Below are 14,484 nucleotides of genomic sequence, written 5' to 3' on the forward strand. Positions count from 1 at the left end.
GGCCCAGGCGGCGGTGGCCCGGCGCGGCTCGTCGGGGCCGCGCAGGGCGAACCCGCCGTCCCGGGCGGTGTTGTAGGCGTCGGCGGCGTAGAGGCGGAAGGTGCGGGGGCGGTCGGTGCGGTTGGCGATGGTGACGGTGTCCGCGGCGGAGGCGCCGGGTGCGGCGGCGAGGTAGAAGTACGGGCGCTGGCCGACGGCGGTGGCGGCGGGCAGCACGGACCACTGCCCGTTGTCGGCGGCCCCGGCCGCCCCCGCGGTGCCCAGCAGGACGGCGGCCGGGGCGAGGGCGCCGAGCAACAGGGCACGCACGGCGGCGCCGCGCCGCGACCACGGGCCCACCGGCCGCGGACGGGGCGGCGGTGACGGCCGGGCGGCCACGGCCGGGTTCACCGGAGGGTCCACGACGGGGCCCACGACGGGGTTCACGACAGGGTGAGGGTCAGGACCGCCGTGTACGCGCCCGGCGGGGTGTAGCGGGGCACGTGGAGCGTGACCGCGGCGTCGACGGTGAAGTCGCCGCCCACCACGGCCCCGTCGGGGGTCGAGGCGAGCACCGCCCCGTCGGTGCCGACGGGGCCCGCGCTGCCCGGCGTACAGGGGCTGGGGCTGCCGGCCGCGGCGGTGCAGGAGGGGGTCCAGGAGAGGGCGGCGCCCGGGATGCGGACGCCGCCCGGACCCGTGAAGTCGGTGACCTTGCCGGTCAGGGACCAGCCGGCCGGGCCGCCTCGGGCGTCCTTGACGGTCACCGTCCCGATCCGGCCGGGGGCGGCGCCGCCGTCGCCGTACGGGACCGCGCCCAGCTCGATGTCCTCGCCCGCCTGCGTCATGCCGAGCGCCCCCGGCTCGACGGTGGCCGTGACCTTCCGGGTGCCCGGGGCCGGCGGGGCCGCGTCGATGACGGCGTACGCGGCCGGACCCGACCCCAGGCCCGCCGACCAGGCCGGCCCCTCGTACGCGACGACCCCGGTGGTGGCCCGGTCGGTGACGGGCAGCCGGGCCAGGGCCACGCCCGCCCCGTCGGCGGTGGCGGTGACCCGGTCGGCGGTCTCGGCGGCCCCGGCGCGGCCGGCCAGCGTCACGGACGTGCCCGGGGGGAAGCCCGCGGCGGTGACCTCGACGGCGGCGCCCGGCCTGCCGTGGGCGGCGCCGAGGAAGACGCTGCGCAGGTTGGCCGTGGGCAGCGCGGTCGAGGTGAGGCGCGCGGAGACGGGCGCCCCGGTGGTCGTGCACACGGTGTCGAGGTCCATGAGGTGGCTGGTGTGCAGGGTGTAGCCGCCCGGGGCGAGGGTGATCTCACCGGGGGCGGTGACCGTGAAGGTGCCCGTCATGGCGACGGGCGGGAGCGGCTCGCCCGCCCCGACGGGGTCGTTGCGCTCGGCGCCGACGACGGTGACCTCACCGCTCTGCGCGCCGGCCAGCAGGATCCGTCCGGTCGGGGTCACCACGTCCGCCGGGAGCGGAGCACCCACCGGGTTCACGGCGGGGGTCCGGGTCACCTGGTAGGTCACGGTGACGGTGTCCCCGACCCTCGGTGCCGGGTCGTCGACGGTGATCAGCGCCGTGGTGGGCCCCTCGGCGGGCGGGAGTCCGGCCTCCTGGGGCGCCGGGCAGTGCGTCGGGAAGTCCACCCGGCCCGGCACCCGGCCGGCGGGGGGCTCCCCCTCGGCGGCCGCGGGCGGGCCCAGCGCTCCCCCGGTCGCCGCCGCGAGCACCGCCATGCCGACGGCCGCCGACCATCTCCGGTTCCGCGCCCCTGTTCGCACTGCCCGCCCCCTGGGTTCCGTCCCGCCGACAGGGGGCCATTCACGAGCGGGCCGCGGCAGAAGTCAATGCGCGGACCCGGCACCGTCTGATGGCCCATCAGGAGATGTCAGGATGCCCGTACGGCGGCCCCGGCCGCGCCGCCTTCGCGGAAGGTGCGCCGGTACGCCGTCGGGCTCACCCCGAGCGCCGCCTGCACGTGTTTGCGCAGCGACTGGGCCGTCCCGAACCCCGTCTCCCGCGCCACCTGCTCCACCGGCAGGTCCGTCCGCTCCAGCAGCCGCCGCGCCCGCTCCACCCGCTGTCCGGTGATCCACTGCCCGGGGCTGATCCCCGACTCCTCGCGGAAGCGGCGCGTGAAGGTCCGTACCGACATGGCCTCCTGGCGGGCCAGGTCGGTCAGGCGCAGCGGCTCGTGCAGCCGGTCCAGCACCCACGCGCGCGCCGCCGTGGTGCTGGCGAGCTGCGGCTCGGGCACCGGGCGTTCGATGAACTGCGCCTGGCCGCCCTCCCGGTGGGGCGGCACGACGGTCCGCCGGGCCACCTCGTTCGCGACGGCCGCCCCGTGGTCGCGGCGCACGATGTGCACGCACAGGTCGATCCCGGCCGCGACCCCGGCCGAGGTCAGCACGTCCCCGTCGTCGGTGTAGAGCACTCCGGGGTCCACCCGCACGGCCGGGAAGAGCCGCTGGAAGTGCTCGGCGGAGGCCCAGTGGGTGGTGGCCGGCCGGCCGTCGAGGTACCCGGCGGCGGCCAGCACGTAGCCGCCGGTGCAGATCGAGACGAGCCGGGTGCCGGGGCGGATGTGCGCGAGGGCGGCGGCGAGCTCCCCGCTCAGCCGGCCGTGGTCGTAGACCGGCCCCAGCTCGTACGAGGCGGGGACCACCACCGTGTCGGCCGTGGCCAGCAGTTCGGGGCCGTGCTCGACGTGGACGGCGAAATCGGCGTCGGTGCGCACCGGCCCGGGGGCGAGCCCGCAGGTGAGGATCTCGTAGAGCGGCCGCCCGGCGGCGTCCTTGGCGCGTCCGAAGATGCGGTGCGGGATGCCGAGTTCGAAGGGCAGCAGCCCGGCGAGGGCGAGCACCACGACCCGGTGCGCGTCGGCGCTCCGCGGCTCCGCACGCTCCGGCCCGCCGCGCCCCGAGGACGAGGGCGTCGGGGGCGGGGGCGCGGACGTGGGCGCGGGCGCGGGCGCGGACGGCGCAGCGGACGACGGCAACGGTGACGGCTGCGGCTTCGCCTTCGGCTCCATGGCCCGATCGTAGCGAAGCATGACAGTCAGGCCACTGTCGGCCGGATCCCCGCAGGCCGGATGCTGTCCGCGTGACTCAGACAGCGCCCGCCTCCACGGCCACCCCGCCCGCCCCGCGCCCGGCCGGACGGGTCCACCGCGCGTGGTTCGTCGCGGCCGTCGCCTTCGTGACGATCATCGGCGCCGCCGGCTTCGCCTCCCTGCCCGGGCTGCTCATCGAGCCGCTGCACACGGAGTTCGACTGGTCCCGCGGCACGATCGCCTTCGCGGTCTCGGTGAACCTCGCGCTGTACGGACTCACCGCGCCCTTCGCCGCCGCGCTCATGGACCGCTTCGGCATCCGCCGGGTCGTGGCGGTGGCCCTGCTCGTCATATCCGGCGGCTCGCTCGCCACCGTGTGGATGACCGCGTCCTGGCAGCTGGTGCTGTTCTGGGGGGTCCTGGTGGGGCTGGGCAGCGGCTCGATGGCGCTCGCCTTCGCCGCGACGGTGACGAACCGCTGGTTCACGGCCCGGCGCGGGCTGGTCACCGGCGTCCTGACCGCCGCCGGCGCCTCCGGCCAGCTGATCTTCCTCCCGCTGCTGGCCTGGCTGGTGGAGCACCACGGCTGGCGCCCGGCGGCCGTGACCGTGTCACTGGCGGCGACGGCCGTCGTCCCGTTCGTCTGGCTGCTGCTGCGCGACCACCCGGCGGACGTGGGCCTCGCCCCGTACGGAGGCACGTACACCGCCAAGCCCGCCCCCGTCCCGGGGGCCGCGCGCCGGGCCGTGACGGTGCTGTTCAAGGCCGCGCGCACCGGTCCGTTCTGGCTGCTGGCCGGCACGTTCGCCATCTGCGGAGCCTCGACGAACGGCCTGGTGCGGACCCACTTCGTACCGGCCGCGCACGACGACGGCATGCCGGTCACGGCCGCGGCGGGGCTGCTGGCGGTGATCGGCGTGTTCGACGTCGTCGGCACGATCGCCTCGGGCTGGTTCACGGACCGCTTCGAGGCCCGGCGCCTGCTGGCCGTCTACTACGCCCTGCGCGGGGTGTCGCTGCTGTTCCTGCCGCTGCTGCTGGCGCCGTCGGTCCAGCCGCCGCTGGTCTTCTTCATCGTGTTCTACGGCCTCGACTGGGTCGCGACCGTCCCGCCGACCATCGCGCTGTGCCGGGAGCACTACGGCGACGACAGCGCGATCGTCTTCGGGTGGGTGCTGGCCTCGCACCAGGTGGGAGCGGCCGTGGTGGCCTTCCTCGGCGGCCTGGCGCGGGACGCCTTCGGCTCGTACGACGTCGTCTGGTACGCCTCGGGGGCGCTGTGCGCGATGGCCGCGCTGATGGCGATGGTGATCCGCCGGTCCCCCGCACGGCCCGCGCCCCCGCTGCCCGCGTCGGCCTGACCCCCTGACCCCGGATCGGATCGGAGCCGGCCGGGCGGGACGGCGCCCGCGGTCAGCCGGCCGGGGTGGTGGACTTCAGGGTGCCGTCCGGGCCGGCCAGCAGGACCGGGGTGTCCGGTCCGCCCAGGTCGCGGACGGCCGCGCGGTCGGCCTCGGCGGGCGCCTCGGCCGCGCTGACGACCGCGGCCGCCTCCAGGGACTGCGCCCCGCTGGCCACGGCCATCGCGACGGCGGTCTGCAGGGCGCTGAGCTTCAGGGAGTCGAGCTCCACCGTCCCGGCGACGTAGGTGCGGCCCGTCTCGTCACGCACCGCGGCCCCCTCGGGCACGCCGTTGCGGGCCCGGGCGCTGCGCGCCAGCGTGATGATCTTGCTGTCCTCGGGGTCGATCCCGGTGCTGTCGGTCATGGGCGGAAGCATAGGGAGCCCGCGGACCGGGCGCCCGGGCGGGGCCGCGCCCGGCCCCGCCGCGGCCCCGTCCCGCGACCGGTCAGGGGCGGTCGAGCCGCAGCCGCTCCGCCTTCGGCAGGCCCGCGACCACGAGGTCGTACGAGTCCTCGATCAGCTCCCGCACCAGGGCGTCCGGCAGCCCGTCCGGCCCGCCCACCGTCACGGTGTTCCAGTGCCGCTTGTTCATGTGGTAGCCGGGCACGATCGCCCCGTGCTCCTCGCGCAGCCGCACCGCCAGCTCGGGCTCGCACTTGAGGTTGACCTTCAGCGGTTCCCCGTCCAGCGCGGAAAGCGCGAACACCTTGCCCAGCACCTTGAACACCGAGGTCTCCGGGGTGAAGGGGAACTCCTCCACCGCCGCGTTGAAACCGAGGCAGCAGGCACGCAGCTGTTCCGGGGTCATTCGCCCTCCTCGCCCTCGGCCGCCGCCGGGGCGACCGGTTCGACCAGTACCGTCACGATCTTGTTCCGGCGGCCGGCCGGGGACTCGGCCGTCAGACGCAGCGGACGCCCGTCCGGAAGCTCCACCAGCGCCGAGGCACCCGCGATCGGCACCCGTCCGAGCGCCTTGGCGAGCAGCCCGCCGACGGTCTCCACGTCCTCGTCGTCGAAGGCCTCGACCTTGAACAGCTCGCCGAGGTCGGTGATGTCCAGACGCGCCGTGACCCGGTAGCTGTCCTCGCCCAGGTCCTCGACCGGCGGGATCTCCCGGTCGTACTCGTCGGTGATCTCGCCGACGATCTCCTCCAGGATGTCCTCGATGGTGACGATCCCGGCGGTGCCGCCGTACTCGTCGATGACGACGGCCACGTGGTTGCGCACCGACTGCATCTCGCGGAGCAGGTCGCCCGCGTTCTTGGTGTCGGGCACGAACAGGGCCGGCCGCATCACCGTCGAGACGAGGTCGGACTCCGCCTCCCGGCTGACGTGCGTCTTGCGGACGAGGTCCTTCAGGTAGACGATCCCGACGATGTCGTCCTCGTTCTCCCCGGTGACCGGAATGCGCGAGAAGCCCGACCGCAGCGCGAGCGTCGTCGCCTGACGGATCGTCTTGTACCGCTCGATGCAGATCAGGTCGGTGCGCGGCACCATCACCTCGCGCACCAGGGTGTCGCCGAGCTCGAAGACCTGGTGCACCATCCGGCGCTCGTCGTCCTCGATCAGCGATTCCTTCTCCGCCAGGTCCACCATCGCGCGCAGCTCCGCCTCGGAGGCGAACGGCCCCTTGCGGAAGCCCTTTCCGGGCGTGAGCGCGTTGCCGATGAGGATGAGCAGCTGCGGGATCGGACCCATGATCCGGGCGAGCGGCACGAGCACGTACGCCGCCGCCGTCGCGGTGTTCAGCGGGTGCTGGCGGCCGATCGTACGGGGGGACACGCCGACGGCGACGTAGGAGACCAGCACCATCACGGCTATGGCCACGAGCAGCGCGGTCCAGTTCTCGCCGAACTCGTCGAGGCAGACGTACGTGACGAGCACGCCCGCCGCCATCTCGCAGGTGACGCGGACCAGCAGCGCCACGTTGACGTAGCGGGTGGGGTCGGCGGAGACCTGGGCGAGCTTCGCGCTGCCGCGCCGGCCCTCGCGCACGGCCTGGTCGGCGCGGAAGCTGGAGATCCGGGCGATCCCGGACTCGGCGCACGCGGCGAACCAGGCGACGACCACCAGGAGGACGGCGCCGGTGATCAGCTGGGCGGCGTTCACGAGACGGTCGGGGCCGGGGACGGACCGGTCATGCCGCGCTCACCGCGCCAGCCGTCGACGATGGCCGCCTGCAGGCCGAACATCTCGACCTTCTCGTCCGGCTCCTCGTGGTCGTAGCCGAGCAGGTGCAGCACTCCGTGGACGGTCAGGAGCTGGAGCTCCTCGTCCATGGAGTGCTGCGTCGGGGCGTCCTCGCCCTGCTTCTTGGCGACCTCGGGGCAGAGCACGATGTCACCGAGGAGGCCCTGCGGGGGCTCCTCGTCGTCCTTCGTCGGCGGACGGAGCTCGTCCATCGGGAAGGACATGACGTCGGTGGGTCCGGGCAGGTCCATCCACTGGATGTGGAGCTGCTCCATCGCCCCCTCGTCGATCACGATGACGGAGAGCTCGGAGAGCGGGTGGATCCGCATCCGGGTGAGTGCGTAGCGGGCGATGTCGAGGATCGCCCGCTCGTCGACCTCGGTTCCGGACTCGTTGTTGACGTCGATCGACATGGTGCGCTGGGTTCTACTTCCGCTGATGGCCGTCCGGGGCCGGCCGGGTCTCGTCGTACTTCTCGTACGCGTCGACGATACGGCCGACCAGCTTGTGCCGGACGACATCCTCGGAGGTGAGCCTCGAGAAGTGGATGTCGGGCACGCCCTCCAGGATGTCCTGCACCTGCCGGAGCCCGCTCTTGGCGCCGCCGGGGAGGTCGACCTGCGTCACGTCGCCGGTGACGACGATCTTCGAGTCGAAACCGAGGCGGGTCAGGAACATCTTCATCTGCTCGGTGGTGGTGTTCTGCGCCTCGTCGAGGACGACGAACGCCTCGTTCAGGGTGCGACCCCTCATGTACGCCAGGGGCGCCACCTCGATCGTGCCCGCGGCCATCAGGCGCGGGATCGAGTCCGGGTCGATCATGTCGTGCAGGGCGTCGTAGAGCGGGCGCAGGTACGGGTCGATCTTGTCGAAGAGGGTGCCCGGCAGGAAGCCGAGCCGCTCCCCCGCCTCGACGGCGGGCCGGGTCAGGATGATCCGGCTGACCTGCTTGGACTGCAGCGCCTGCACGGCCTTGGCCATCGCGAGGTAGGTCTTTCCGGTACCGGCGGGGCCGATGCCGAAGACGATCGTGTTCTTGTCGATCGCGTCGACGTACCGCTTCTGGTTGAGGGTCTTGGGGCGGATGGTGCGGCCGCGGCTGGAGAGGATGTTCTGCGTGAGCACCTCGGCGGGCGTCTCCTCGGAGCCCTTGCCGTTGGTGCTCGCCTTGAGCATGCCGATCGAGCGTTCCACTGCGTCCTCCGTCATCGGCTGCCCGGTGCGGAGCACCAGCATCATCTCGTCGAACAGGCGCTGGATCAGGGCGACTTCCGCCGCGTCACCGATCGCGCTGACCTGATTTCCCCGTACATGGATGTCGGCCTTCGGGAAGGCCTTCTCGATCACGCGCAGCAAGGCGTCGCCCGAACCGAGCACCGTCACCATCGGGTGCGTGGCGGGAACGGTGAAGTGGGCGCGCGCCTGTCCGGCCGCCGGGGTCTGGGATGTCGGTGTCTGAGTCATGGGCCGGCACTGTGGCCTGCACATACCTCCCGCTGGGGGGCCGCGCCGATCGACGACCTGGGAATACCAAGCGTACGTCGCCGGTGCGCCTTCCCCGAGGGGTTTTACGCCCGGCACGGACGCGGGGACGCGCACGCCGCCCGGCCCGGCCGCAGGGGCCGCGCCCGGGCCGGGGTACGGGAGGCCGGAGCTCGGGGGCGCGCCCCGCCGGTGCGCGGCTGCGCCCGGGCCGCGCCGGGGAGGGCCTACGCCGAGTGGCGGAAGCCGATCGTCGGCACCGCGCGGCGCCGAGCCGCCGGGGTCGTTCCCGGCGGCATCAGCTCGTCCAGGAACGCGTACCGGCCGCGCAGCTCCTGCGGCGCGGCGTGCCACCAGTGGGCGACCTCCGGCCAGCCGGGGGCCGACAGGGAGCCGCCGAACTCCTGGACCGACAGCGCCGCCGTCAGGCCCGCGAAGGCCAGCCGGTCCGCCAGCGGCCAGCCCGCGAGGGTCCCGGTGACGAAGCCCGCCACGTACACGTCCCCCGCCCCGGTCGGGTCCAGCGCCTCGACGGCGATCCCCGGGACCTGGGCGGTCTCCCCGGTGCGCCCGTCCACCGCGTACGAGCCCTCCGCGCCCATCGTCACCACCGCGATCGGGACCTTCTCGGCGAGCGCCCGCGCCGCCGCCCGCGGGCAGTCGGTCCGGGTGTACCGCATCGCCTCGCCCGCGTTCGGCAGGAAGGCCTCGCAGTGCTCCAGGTCGGCCAGCGCTCCCAGGTCCCAGCGGCCGCTCTCGTCCCAGCCCACGTCCGCGAAGACCCGCGAGCCGCGCCGCGCGGCCTCACCGATCCACTCCTCGCCGCGGCCGGGCCCCAGCGAGGCCACGGCCGCGCGGGCCCTCGGCGGACACTGCGGGAAGGGGCCGGGACCGGCCGGCGGCGGGGCCTCGTGGCCGTGCGAGACCATCGTGCGCTCGCCCTCGTAGGCCATCGAGACCGTGACCGGGCTGTGCCAGCCGGGGACGGTCCGCGACATCGACAGGTCGATGGCCTCGCCCTGTTCGAGCGCGTCCCAGCAGTATTCGCCGTAGTGGTCGTCGCCGAACGCCGCGGCCAGCGAGGTGCGCAGGCCGAGCCGGGCCAGCGCGGTCGCCATGTTGGCGACGCCGCCGGGGCTGGAGCCCATGCCGCGCGCCCAGGACTCCGTGCCGCGGACCGGCGCCGAGTCGAGGCCGGTGAAGATGATGTCGAGGAAGACGGTTCCGGTCAGGAAGACGTCGCAGCCGGGTTCCTCGGGGTCGCGCACCGGACCGAGCGGATCCACGGCGGCTGAGAGGCTGTCGAAGCTGTCCCGACTGGTCACGGTGTACTCCCCGTTGTTCTGGAAGGGTCGTCGTTGCTCTGGAAGGGTCGTTTCTGCACACGGGCTTGCAGTGGAAAGCTGCCAGCCCTGCCCGCGCTGGACGGCAGCAAAACCCAGTGTGGCGCAGATCACCACGGGAACGCTCTTCTCCTCAACTCCGGCCCCTTGATAGACAGGGGCCCCGCTCACTCTGCGGCACCTCCCACGCACCTCCTGGAACACCCGTGCTTCAGCGCGCCTCCGCGCCCTCCGCCGCCCGGCCCCTCGTGGCCCTCTTCACGGCCGGATACCTCGCCCCGTACCTCCTGCCGACCGTCGTCGGCCGGCTCGACGCCCACCTGCCGCTGAGCCCCGCTCAGGCCGGCCTGATCGGCTCGGCCCTGCTGCTCGGCTCGGCCGCCGCCGGGTTCGTCCTCGCCTCCCGCATCGGCCGCCACGGCCCCCGTCCGGCCGCCCGGCTCGGGCTGCTGCTCGCCGTCGCCGGCTACGGCACGGCGGCCGCGACCCCCCTGCTCCCGCTGGTCGTCGCGGGCGCCGTGGTCGGCGGCTTCGGGTCCGGCACCGCCACCGCGGTGGCCGCGTCCGGGATCGCCGGGCAGCGCGACCCGCACCGCGCCTCCGCCCTCGGGCTGCTGTCGGTGTCGGCGACCGCGGGCGCGCTGTACCTGACCCTGCCGCACCTCGGCGGCGGCCACGGGCTGCCGTTCGCCGCGATCGCCCTCGTCGCGGCGGCGGTCTGGCCGGCCACCCGCCACCTCGGCGGCCCGTCGTCCGCCGCCGTTCCCGGAGCCCGCCCGGGCCGGCTGCCCTATCCGCGGGCCGGGGCGGTGCTGGCGGGCGCGCTGATGCTGTGGTCGCTCGCCCAGAACGCCCTGTGGGGGGTCAGCGGCCGGATCGGCACCCAGCAGGCGGGGCTGTCGGAGGTCACCCTCGGCGTGGTCTTCGCCGCGGCGCTGGGCGCGGGGCTGCTCGGGGTCACGGCGGCCTCCGCCCTCGGCGCCCGCCTGGGGCGCGCGGTCCCGATCGGCGCGGGCACCGCCCTGATCGCCTGCTGCGTGGCGCTCTCCTCCTCGGCCCGCGGCCTCGGCTCGTTCGCCGCCGGGGAGATCCTGTGGAACGCGCTCTACCCGGTCGTCCTCTCGTACGCCATCGGCCTCGCGGCGGCCCTGGACCCGCGCGGCCGCTGGGCGGTCCTGGCCGGCTCCGCGTCCTCGCTCGGCGTGGCCTGCGGGCCCGTCGCCGGAAGCCTGCTGGCCGAGGGCGCGGGGTTCCCCGCCATGGGGCTGGTGCTGGGCGGGCTGTTGCTGGCCGCGGCCGGGCCGATGACCGCCGTGGCCCTGCACGCGGGCGGCCGCCCGCTGACCGCCGGTTCGGTCCGCCGCCGCGGCGGGGCGCCGGCGGCGGTCCTGGCGGCCGGGGCGGGCGCTCCGTCGGGTGCGGTGCCGCGGGTGGGCGCCGCGGAACTGGAGGTCGCGGAGATCCGGCTCCGCCGCCTCCCCCGCCGCGTGCTGCTGCGCGCGCCCGTACCGCGCCGCTCGCGCGAGCGCGCGGATGCCCGCGAGCGCACGGACGCCCGCGTCTAGGCCGTCTCTTTCGGATCTTGTCGGCCGAGCCCGCGGCGTCTGGTGCCGTGTCTGGGCGTGCTGTCGGGGCGTTCGCGTACTGGGCCGTACGTGGTCGCCTCGGCAGTGCGGCCAGGCGCGGTACCAGGCGTCGCGGGCCCGGCAAGATCCGAAAGAGACGGCCTAGGCGGGCGGGCCCCCGCCGCGGTGGCCGTGCCCCCCGCTGCGGCACCCGCGGGGGTGCGGGCGCCGCAGCGGACTCAGGGCGCCCGCCTCGGGACCGGCACGCGGACCAGGTCCGCCGCCACGGTCAGCTCCCCCTCGAACCCCGCGGCCCGGGCCTGCCGTTCGAACTCCGACGGGTCCGGGTACCGCTGCGAGAAGTGCGTCAGCACCAGGTGCCGGACGCCCGCACCGCGCGCCACCGCACCGGCCTGACCTGCGGTCAGGTGCCCGTGGTCGGCGGCCAGTTGACCGTCCTCGTCGAGGAAGGTGGATTCGATCACCAGCATGTCGCAGCCCTCGGCGAGCTCCGTCACCCCGTCGCACAGCCGGGTGTCCATGACGAAGGCGAACCGCTGCCCGGGCCGGGCCTCGCTGACCTCGTCCAGGGTGACGCCGCCGAGGCTCCCGTCGCGCTGGAGCCGGCCCACGTCCGGCCCCTTGATCCCGTGCCGCGCCAGCAGCTCCGGCACCATCCGCCGGCCGTCCGGCTCGGTCAGCCGGTACCCGAAGGACTCCACGGGGTGCGAGAGCAGCCGCGCCTCCAGCGTGTACGAGGCCTCCCGCGCCAGGACCCCGTCCCGGGCCACCGGTTCCTCGCGCAGCGCCACCGTCTCCCGGTACGCCGTCGCGTACCGCAGCCGGTCGAAGAACTTCTGCCCCGAGGCCGGGTAGTGCGCGGTGACGGGGTGCGGCACCCGGTCCAGGTTGATGCGCTGGATGACGCCGGCCAGCCCGAGGCTGTGGTCGCCGTGGAAGTGCGTGACGCAGATCCGGTTGATGTCGTGCGCGGCGACCCCGGCGCGGAGCATCTGGCGCTGGGTGCCCTCGCCCGGGTCGAAGAGGATGCCCTCGCCGTCCCAGCGCAGCAGGTAGCCGTTGTGGTTGCGGTGGCGGGTGGGCACCTGACTGGCGGTGCCCAGGACCACGAACTCTCTGACGGACACGGTCTATCCGGGGGGCCACTCGAGGCCGCGCCCGCCGAGGACGTGCGCGTGCGCGTGGAAGACGGTCTGGCCGGCGCCCGCGCCGGTGTTGAAGACGATCCGGTAGCCCTGGCCGTCGACCTTCTCGTCCGCGGCCACCTGTCCGGCCTCGCGCAGCACGTCGGCGGCGACGCCCGGCTCGGCGGCGGCGAGGGACGCCGCGTCGGGGTAGTGGACCTTGGGGATGACGAGCACGTGCGTCGGTGCCTTCGGGGTGATGTCCCGGAAGGCGAGGGTCGTCTCGGTCTCCCGGACGACGGTCGCCGGGACGTCCCCGGTGACGATCTTGCAGAACAGGCAGTCGGCCTGCGGTTCCCCGGCCATTGGTGTGCCTCCCGTGACGGTGATCGGTCCGGGCATCGTATCCAGCCCGGCCCCGGTCACGCCGGGTCAGGCCGGCCCGGGTCAGCCCGGCCGGGGTCAGCCCGGGTCACGCCGGCCGGGTCAGGACCAGCGTCCCGTCCGCGCCAGCAGGACCGCCGTCGCGGCGGTGCCCGCCGTGGACGTGCGCAGGACCGAGCGGCCCAGCCGGTGCGGGTGGGCGCCGGCGGCCGCGAACGCCGCGAGCTCGTCCGGCGAGACCCCGCCCTCCGGGCCGACCACCAGCACGACGGAGCCCGCCGCCGGCAGGGCCGCCGAGGCCAGGGCCTCCGAGGGGGTGTCGCGGTCCTCGTGGAGGACCATCGCCAGGTCGGCGCCGGCCAGCAGCGCCGCGACCTGCTTGGTGGACAGGGCCTCCGCCACCTCCGGGAAGCGGACCCGGCGGGACTGCTTGCCCGCCTCCCGGGCCGTGGCCCGCCACTTGGCCAGGGACTTGGAGCCGCGGTCGCCGCGCCACTGGGTGACGCAGCGCGAGGCCTGCCACGGCACGATCGCGTCGACGCCGGTCTCGGTCATCGTCTCGACGGCCAGCTCGCCCCGGTCCCCCTTGGGGAGCGCCTGGACCACGGTGATCCGTACGGCGGGCTCGGCCTCCTCGAAGACCCCGGAGACCGACACGACGAGCCGGTCCTTGCCCTCCGCGGCCTTGACCACGCCCTCCGCCCAGCGGCCGCGGCCGTCCGCGAGGACCACCGCCTCGCCCGGGTTCAGCCGCTTCACGGACACCGCGTGCCGGCCCTCCGGACCGTCCAGGACGAACTCCGCTCCCGCGGGCACCTCTTCGACCACGAACACCGGGGCGGTCATGACGCACTCCTCATCTGCATTGCCTTCAACGTGCTCTGTGCCTCGGCGAGTTCGGCCGCCAGCACCTCCACCAGCTCCCCTGCGGGCAGCGTGCGCGCCAGCCGGTGCCCCTGCCCGGCCCACAGCGCCATGCCCTGCGGATCGCCGGCCGCGGCGGCCGCCTTGCGCAGCCCCGACGTCAGGTGGTGGACCTGCGGGTACGCGGCCGGGGCGTACGGCCCGTGCTCGCGCATGAAGCGGTTGACCAGCCCCCGCGCCGGCCGCCCGGAGAAGGCGCGGGTGAGTTCGGTCCGTACGAAGAGCGGGTCCGTCAGCGCCTTCTTGTGCAGCGGGTGCGCCCCCGACTCGGGGCACGCGAGGAAGGCCGTTCCGAGCTGCGCCGCCTCGGCGCCCGCCGCGAGCAGCGCCGCGACCTGGGAGCCCCGCATCAGACCGCCCGACGCGATGATCGGCAGGGCCACCGCTTCCCGTACCTGCGCCACCAGCGCGAGCAGTCCGACGGCCGCGGTGCCGTCGGCCTGCGGGTCGTCCCGGTGGATGCCCTGGTGGCCGCCGGCCTCCACGCCCTGTACGCACACCGCGTCGGCGCCGACCTCCTGTGCGCCGCGGGCCTCCTCGACGGAGGTCACGGTGACGACGGTGTACGTACCGGCCTGGCGCAGCGCGGTGAGCGCCGCTCCGGAGGGGAGGCCGAAGGTGAAGGAGACGACGGGCACCGGATCCTCCAGGAGGATCGCGAGCTTGGCGTCGTAGCCGTCGTCGGAGGTGCCCATGATGTCGTCGGCGGCGAGGGAGATGCCGTACCAGTTCGCCTCGCCGGCCAGCTGTCCGCGGTACGCCTCGACGGCGGCCGGGTCCACGTGGCCGGTCTGCGGCAGGAAGAGGTTGACGCCGAACGGGCGCCGGGTGAGGGCGCGCACCTGCTTGATCTCCTGGTACATGCCGTCGGCGGTCTTGTACCCGCCGGCCAGGAAGCCCAGTCCGCCCGCCTCGCACACGGCTGCGGCGAGCGGCGGGCACGAGGCGCCGCCCGCCATCGGAGCCTGCACGATCGGGTACGGAGAGAGACCGTTCGGTGCGCTGGACATGGA

General features: G+C 74.9%; 14 protein-coding genes. 2 read left to right on the forward strand and 12 right to left on the reverse strand.

The genetic code is table 11. The features are described from left to right. Positions 1 to 422: 422 nt before the first annotated feature. Entirely contained in the window at positions 423 to 1,718 is a 1,296-nt protein-coding gene (locus ACZ6S8_RS22350; RefSeq protein WP_469458306.1) for a WxL domain-containing protein, read from the reverse strand. 152 nt (positions 1,719 to 1,870) lie between these two features. Then, positions 1,871 to 3,013 (reverse strand): GlxA family transcriptional regulator, encoded by a 1,143-nt coding sequence (locus ACZ6S8_RS22355; protein WP_469458308.1) that lies wholly within the window; start codon positions 3,011 to 3,013, stop codon positions 1,871 to 1,873. A 71-nt stretch (positions 3,014 to 3,084) separates the two neighbouring features. On the opposite strand from ACZ6S8_RS22355, the gene ACZ6S8_RS22360 reads away from it, so the two are divergent. Next, positions 3,085 to 4,395 carry an MFS transporter gene (locus tag ACZ6S8_RS22360; protein ID WP_469458310.1) on the forward strand — a complete coding sequence of 437 codons (1,311 nt, stop codon included), beginning with the start codon at positions 3,085 to 3,087 and terminating at the stop codon, positions 4,393 to 4,395. 52 nt (positions 4,396 to 4,447) lie between these two features. Here the strand turns inward: ACZ6S8_RS22360 and ACZ6S8_RS22365 are convergent, their stop codons facing one another. The 6 genes from ACZ6S8_RS22365 to ACZ6S8_RS22390 all read right to left on the reverse strand — a co-directional run bounded on the left by ACZ6S8_RS22365 (position 4,448) and on the right by ACZ6S8_RS22390 (position 9,435). Beyond that, a complete protein-coding gene (locus ACZ6S8_RS22365) occupies positions 4,448 to 4,801 on the reverse strand; it encodes a cytidine deaminase (RefSeq protein ID WP_383915282.1) in 354 nt (117 codons plus the stop codon). 82 nt (positions 4,802 to 4,883) lie between these two features. Then, positions 4,884 to 5,246: an MmcQ/YjbR family DNA-binding protein gene (locus ACZ6S8_RS22370; protein ID WP_469458312.1), complete on the reverse strand. Its 363-nt coding sequence runs from the start codon at positions 5,244 to 5,246 to the stop codon at positions 4,884 to 4,886. Further along, on the reverse strand, positions 5,243 to 6,547 hold the full coding sequence (locus tag ACZ6S8_RS22375; protein ID WP_267718534.1) for a hemolysin family protein: 1,305 nt from the start codon (positions 6,545 to 6,547) through the stop codon (positions 5,243 to 5,245). Before ACZ6S8_RS22375 ends, ACZ6S8_RS22370 begins: the two co-directional genes overlap by 4 nt. Further along, on the reverse strand, positions 6,544 to 7,041 hold the full coding sequence (gene ybeY / locus ACZ6S8_RS22380) for an rRNA maturation RNase YbeY (protein ID WP_267718535.1): 498 nt from the start codon (positions 7,039 to 7,041) through the stop codon (positions 6,544 to 6,546). Before ybeY ends, ACZ6S8_RS22375 begins: the two co-directional genes overlap by 4 nt. 13 nt (positions 7,042 to 7,054) lie before the next feature. Further along, on the reverse strand, positions 7,055 to 8,092 hold the full coding sequence (locus tag ACZ6S8_RS22385) for a PhoH family protein (RefSeq protein WP_469458314.1): 1,038 nt from the start codon (positions 8,090 to 8,092) through the stop codon (positions 7,055 to 7,057). A 245-nt stretch (positions 8,093 to 8,337) separates the two neighbouring features. Continuing rightward, positions 8,338 to 9,435, reverse strand: coding sequence for a carbohydrate kinase family protein (locus tag ACZ6S8_RS22390; protein WP_469458316.1), 1,098 nt, complete (start codon positions 9,433 to 9,435; stop codon positions 8,338 to 8,340). A 224-nt stretch (positions 9,436 to 9,659) separates the two neighbouring features. Here ACZ6S8_RS22390 and ACZ6S8_RS22395 point away from each other — a divergent pair, with 224 nt between their 5' ends. Further along, a complete protein-coding gene (locus ACZ6S8_RS22395) occupies positions 9,660 to 11,018 on the forward strand; it encodes an MFS transporter (protein WP_469458317.1) in 1,359 nt (452 codons plus the stop codon). Between the two features lie 239 nt (positions 11,019 to 11,257). On the opposite strand, the gene ACZ6S8_RS22400 is transcribed toward ACZ6S8_RS22395, so the two are convergent. The 4 genes from ACZ6S8_RS22400 to ACZ6S8_RS22415 form a co-directional block, all read right to left on the reverse strand. Further along, on the reverse strand, positions 11,258 to 12,166 hold the full coding sequence (locus ACZ6S8_RS22400) for a ribonuclease Z (RefSeq protein WP_469458319.1): 909 nt from the start codon (positions 12,164 to 12,166) through the stop codon (positions 11,258 to 11,260). 3 nt (positions 12,167 to 12,169) lie between these two features. Further along, entirely contained in the window at positions 12,170 to 12,529 is a 360-nt protein-coding gene (locus tag ACZ6S8_RS22405) for a histidine triad nucleotide-binding protein (protein ID WP_469458321.1), read from the reverse strand. Between the two features lie 120 nt (positions 12,530 to 12,649). Then, positions 12,650 to 13,393, reverse strand: a complete 744-nt coding sequence (locus ACZ6S8_RS22410; RefSeq protein ID WP_469458323.1) for a 16S rRNA (uracil(1498)-N(3))-methyltransferase — start codon at positions 13,391 to 13,393, stop codon at positions 12,650 to 12,652. Then, positions 13,390 to 14,481, reverse strand: a complete 1,092-nt coding sequence (locus ACZ6S8_RS22415) for a nitronate monooxygenase (RefSeq protein ID WP_469458325.1) — start codon at positions 14,479 to 14,481, stop codon at positions 13,390 to 13,392. Before ACZ6S8_RS22415 ends, ACZ6S8_RS22410 begins: the two co-directional genes overlap by 4 nt. Positions 14,482 to 14,484 lie beyond the last annotated feature (3 nt).

It is taken from the genome of Streptomyces sp. NPDC048461, from assembly GCF_055587105.1.

Coding starts and splice junctions, on each gene's coding strand:
- ACZ6S8_RS22350 (WP_469458306.1), bottom strand. CDS start 1,718: ATGGCGGTGCTCGCGGCGGCGACCGGGGGAGCGCTGGGCCCGCCCGCG.
- ACZ6S8_RS22355 (WP_469458308.1), bottom strand. CDS start 3,013: ATGGAGCCGAAGGCGAAGCCGCAGCCGTCACCGTTGCCGTCGTCCGCT.
- ACZ6S8_RS22365 (WP_383915282.1), bottom strand. CDS start 4,801: ATGACCGACAGCACCGGGATCGACCCCGAGGACAGCAAGATCATCACG.
- ACZ6S8_RS22370 (WP_469458312.1), bottom strand. CDS start 5,246: ATGACCCCGGAACAGCTGCGTGCCTGCTGCCTCGGTTTCAACGCGGCG.
- ybeY (WP_267718535.1), bottom strand. CDS start 7,041: ATGTCGATCGACGTCAACAACGAGTCCGGAACCGAGGTCGACGAGCGG.
- ACZ6S8_RS22385 (WP_469458314.1), bottom strand. CDS start 8,092: ATGACTCAGACACCGACATCCCAGACCCCGGCGGCCGGACAGGCGCGC.
- ACZ6S8_RS22405 (WP_469458321.1), bottom strand. CDS start 12,529: ATGGCCGGGGAACCGCAGGCCGACTGCCTGTTCTGCAAGATCGTCACC.
- ACZ6S8_RS22410 (WP_469458323.1), bottom strand. CDS start 13,393: ATGACCGCCCCGGTGTTCGTGGTCGAAGAGGTGCCCGCGGGAGCGGAG.
- ACZ6S8_RS22415 (WP_469458325.1), bottom strand. CDS start 14,481: ATGTCCAGCGCACCGAACGGTCTCTCTCCGTACCCGATCGTGCAGGCT.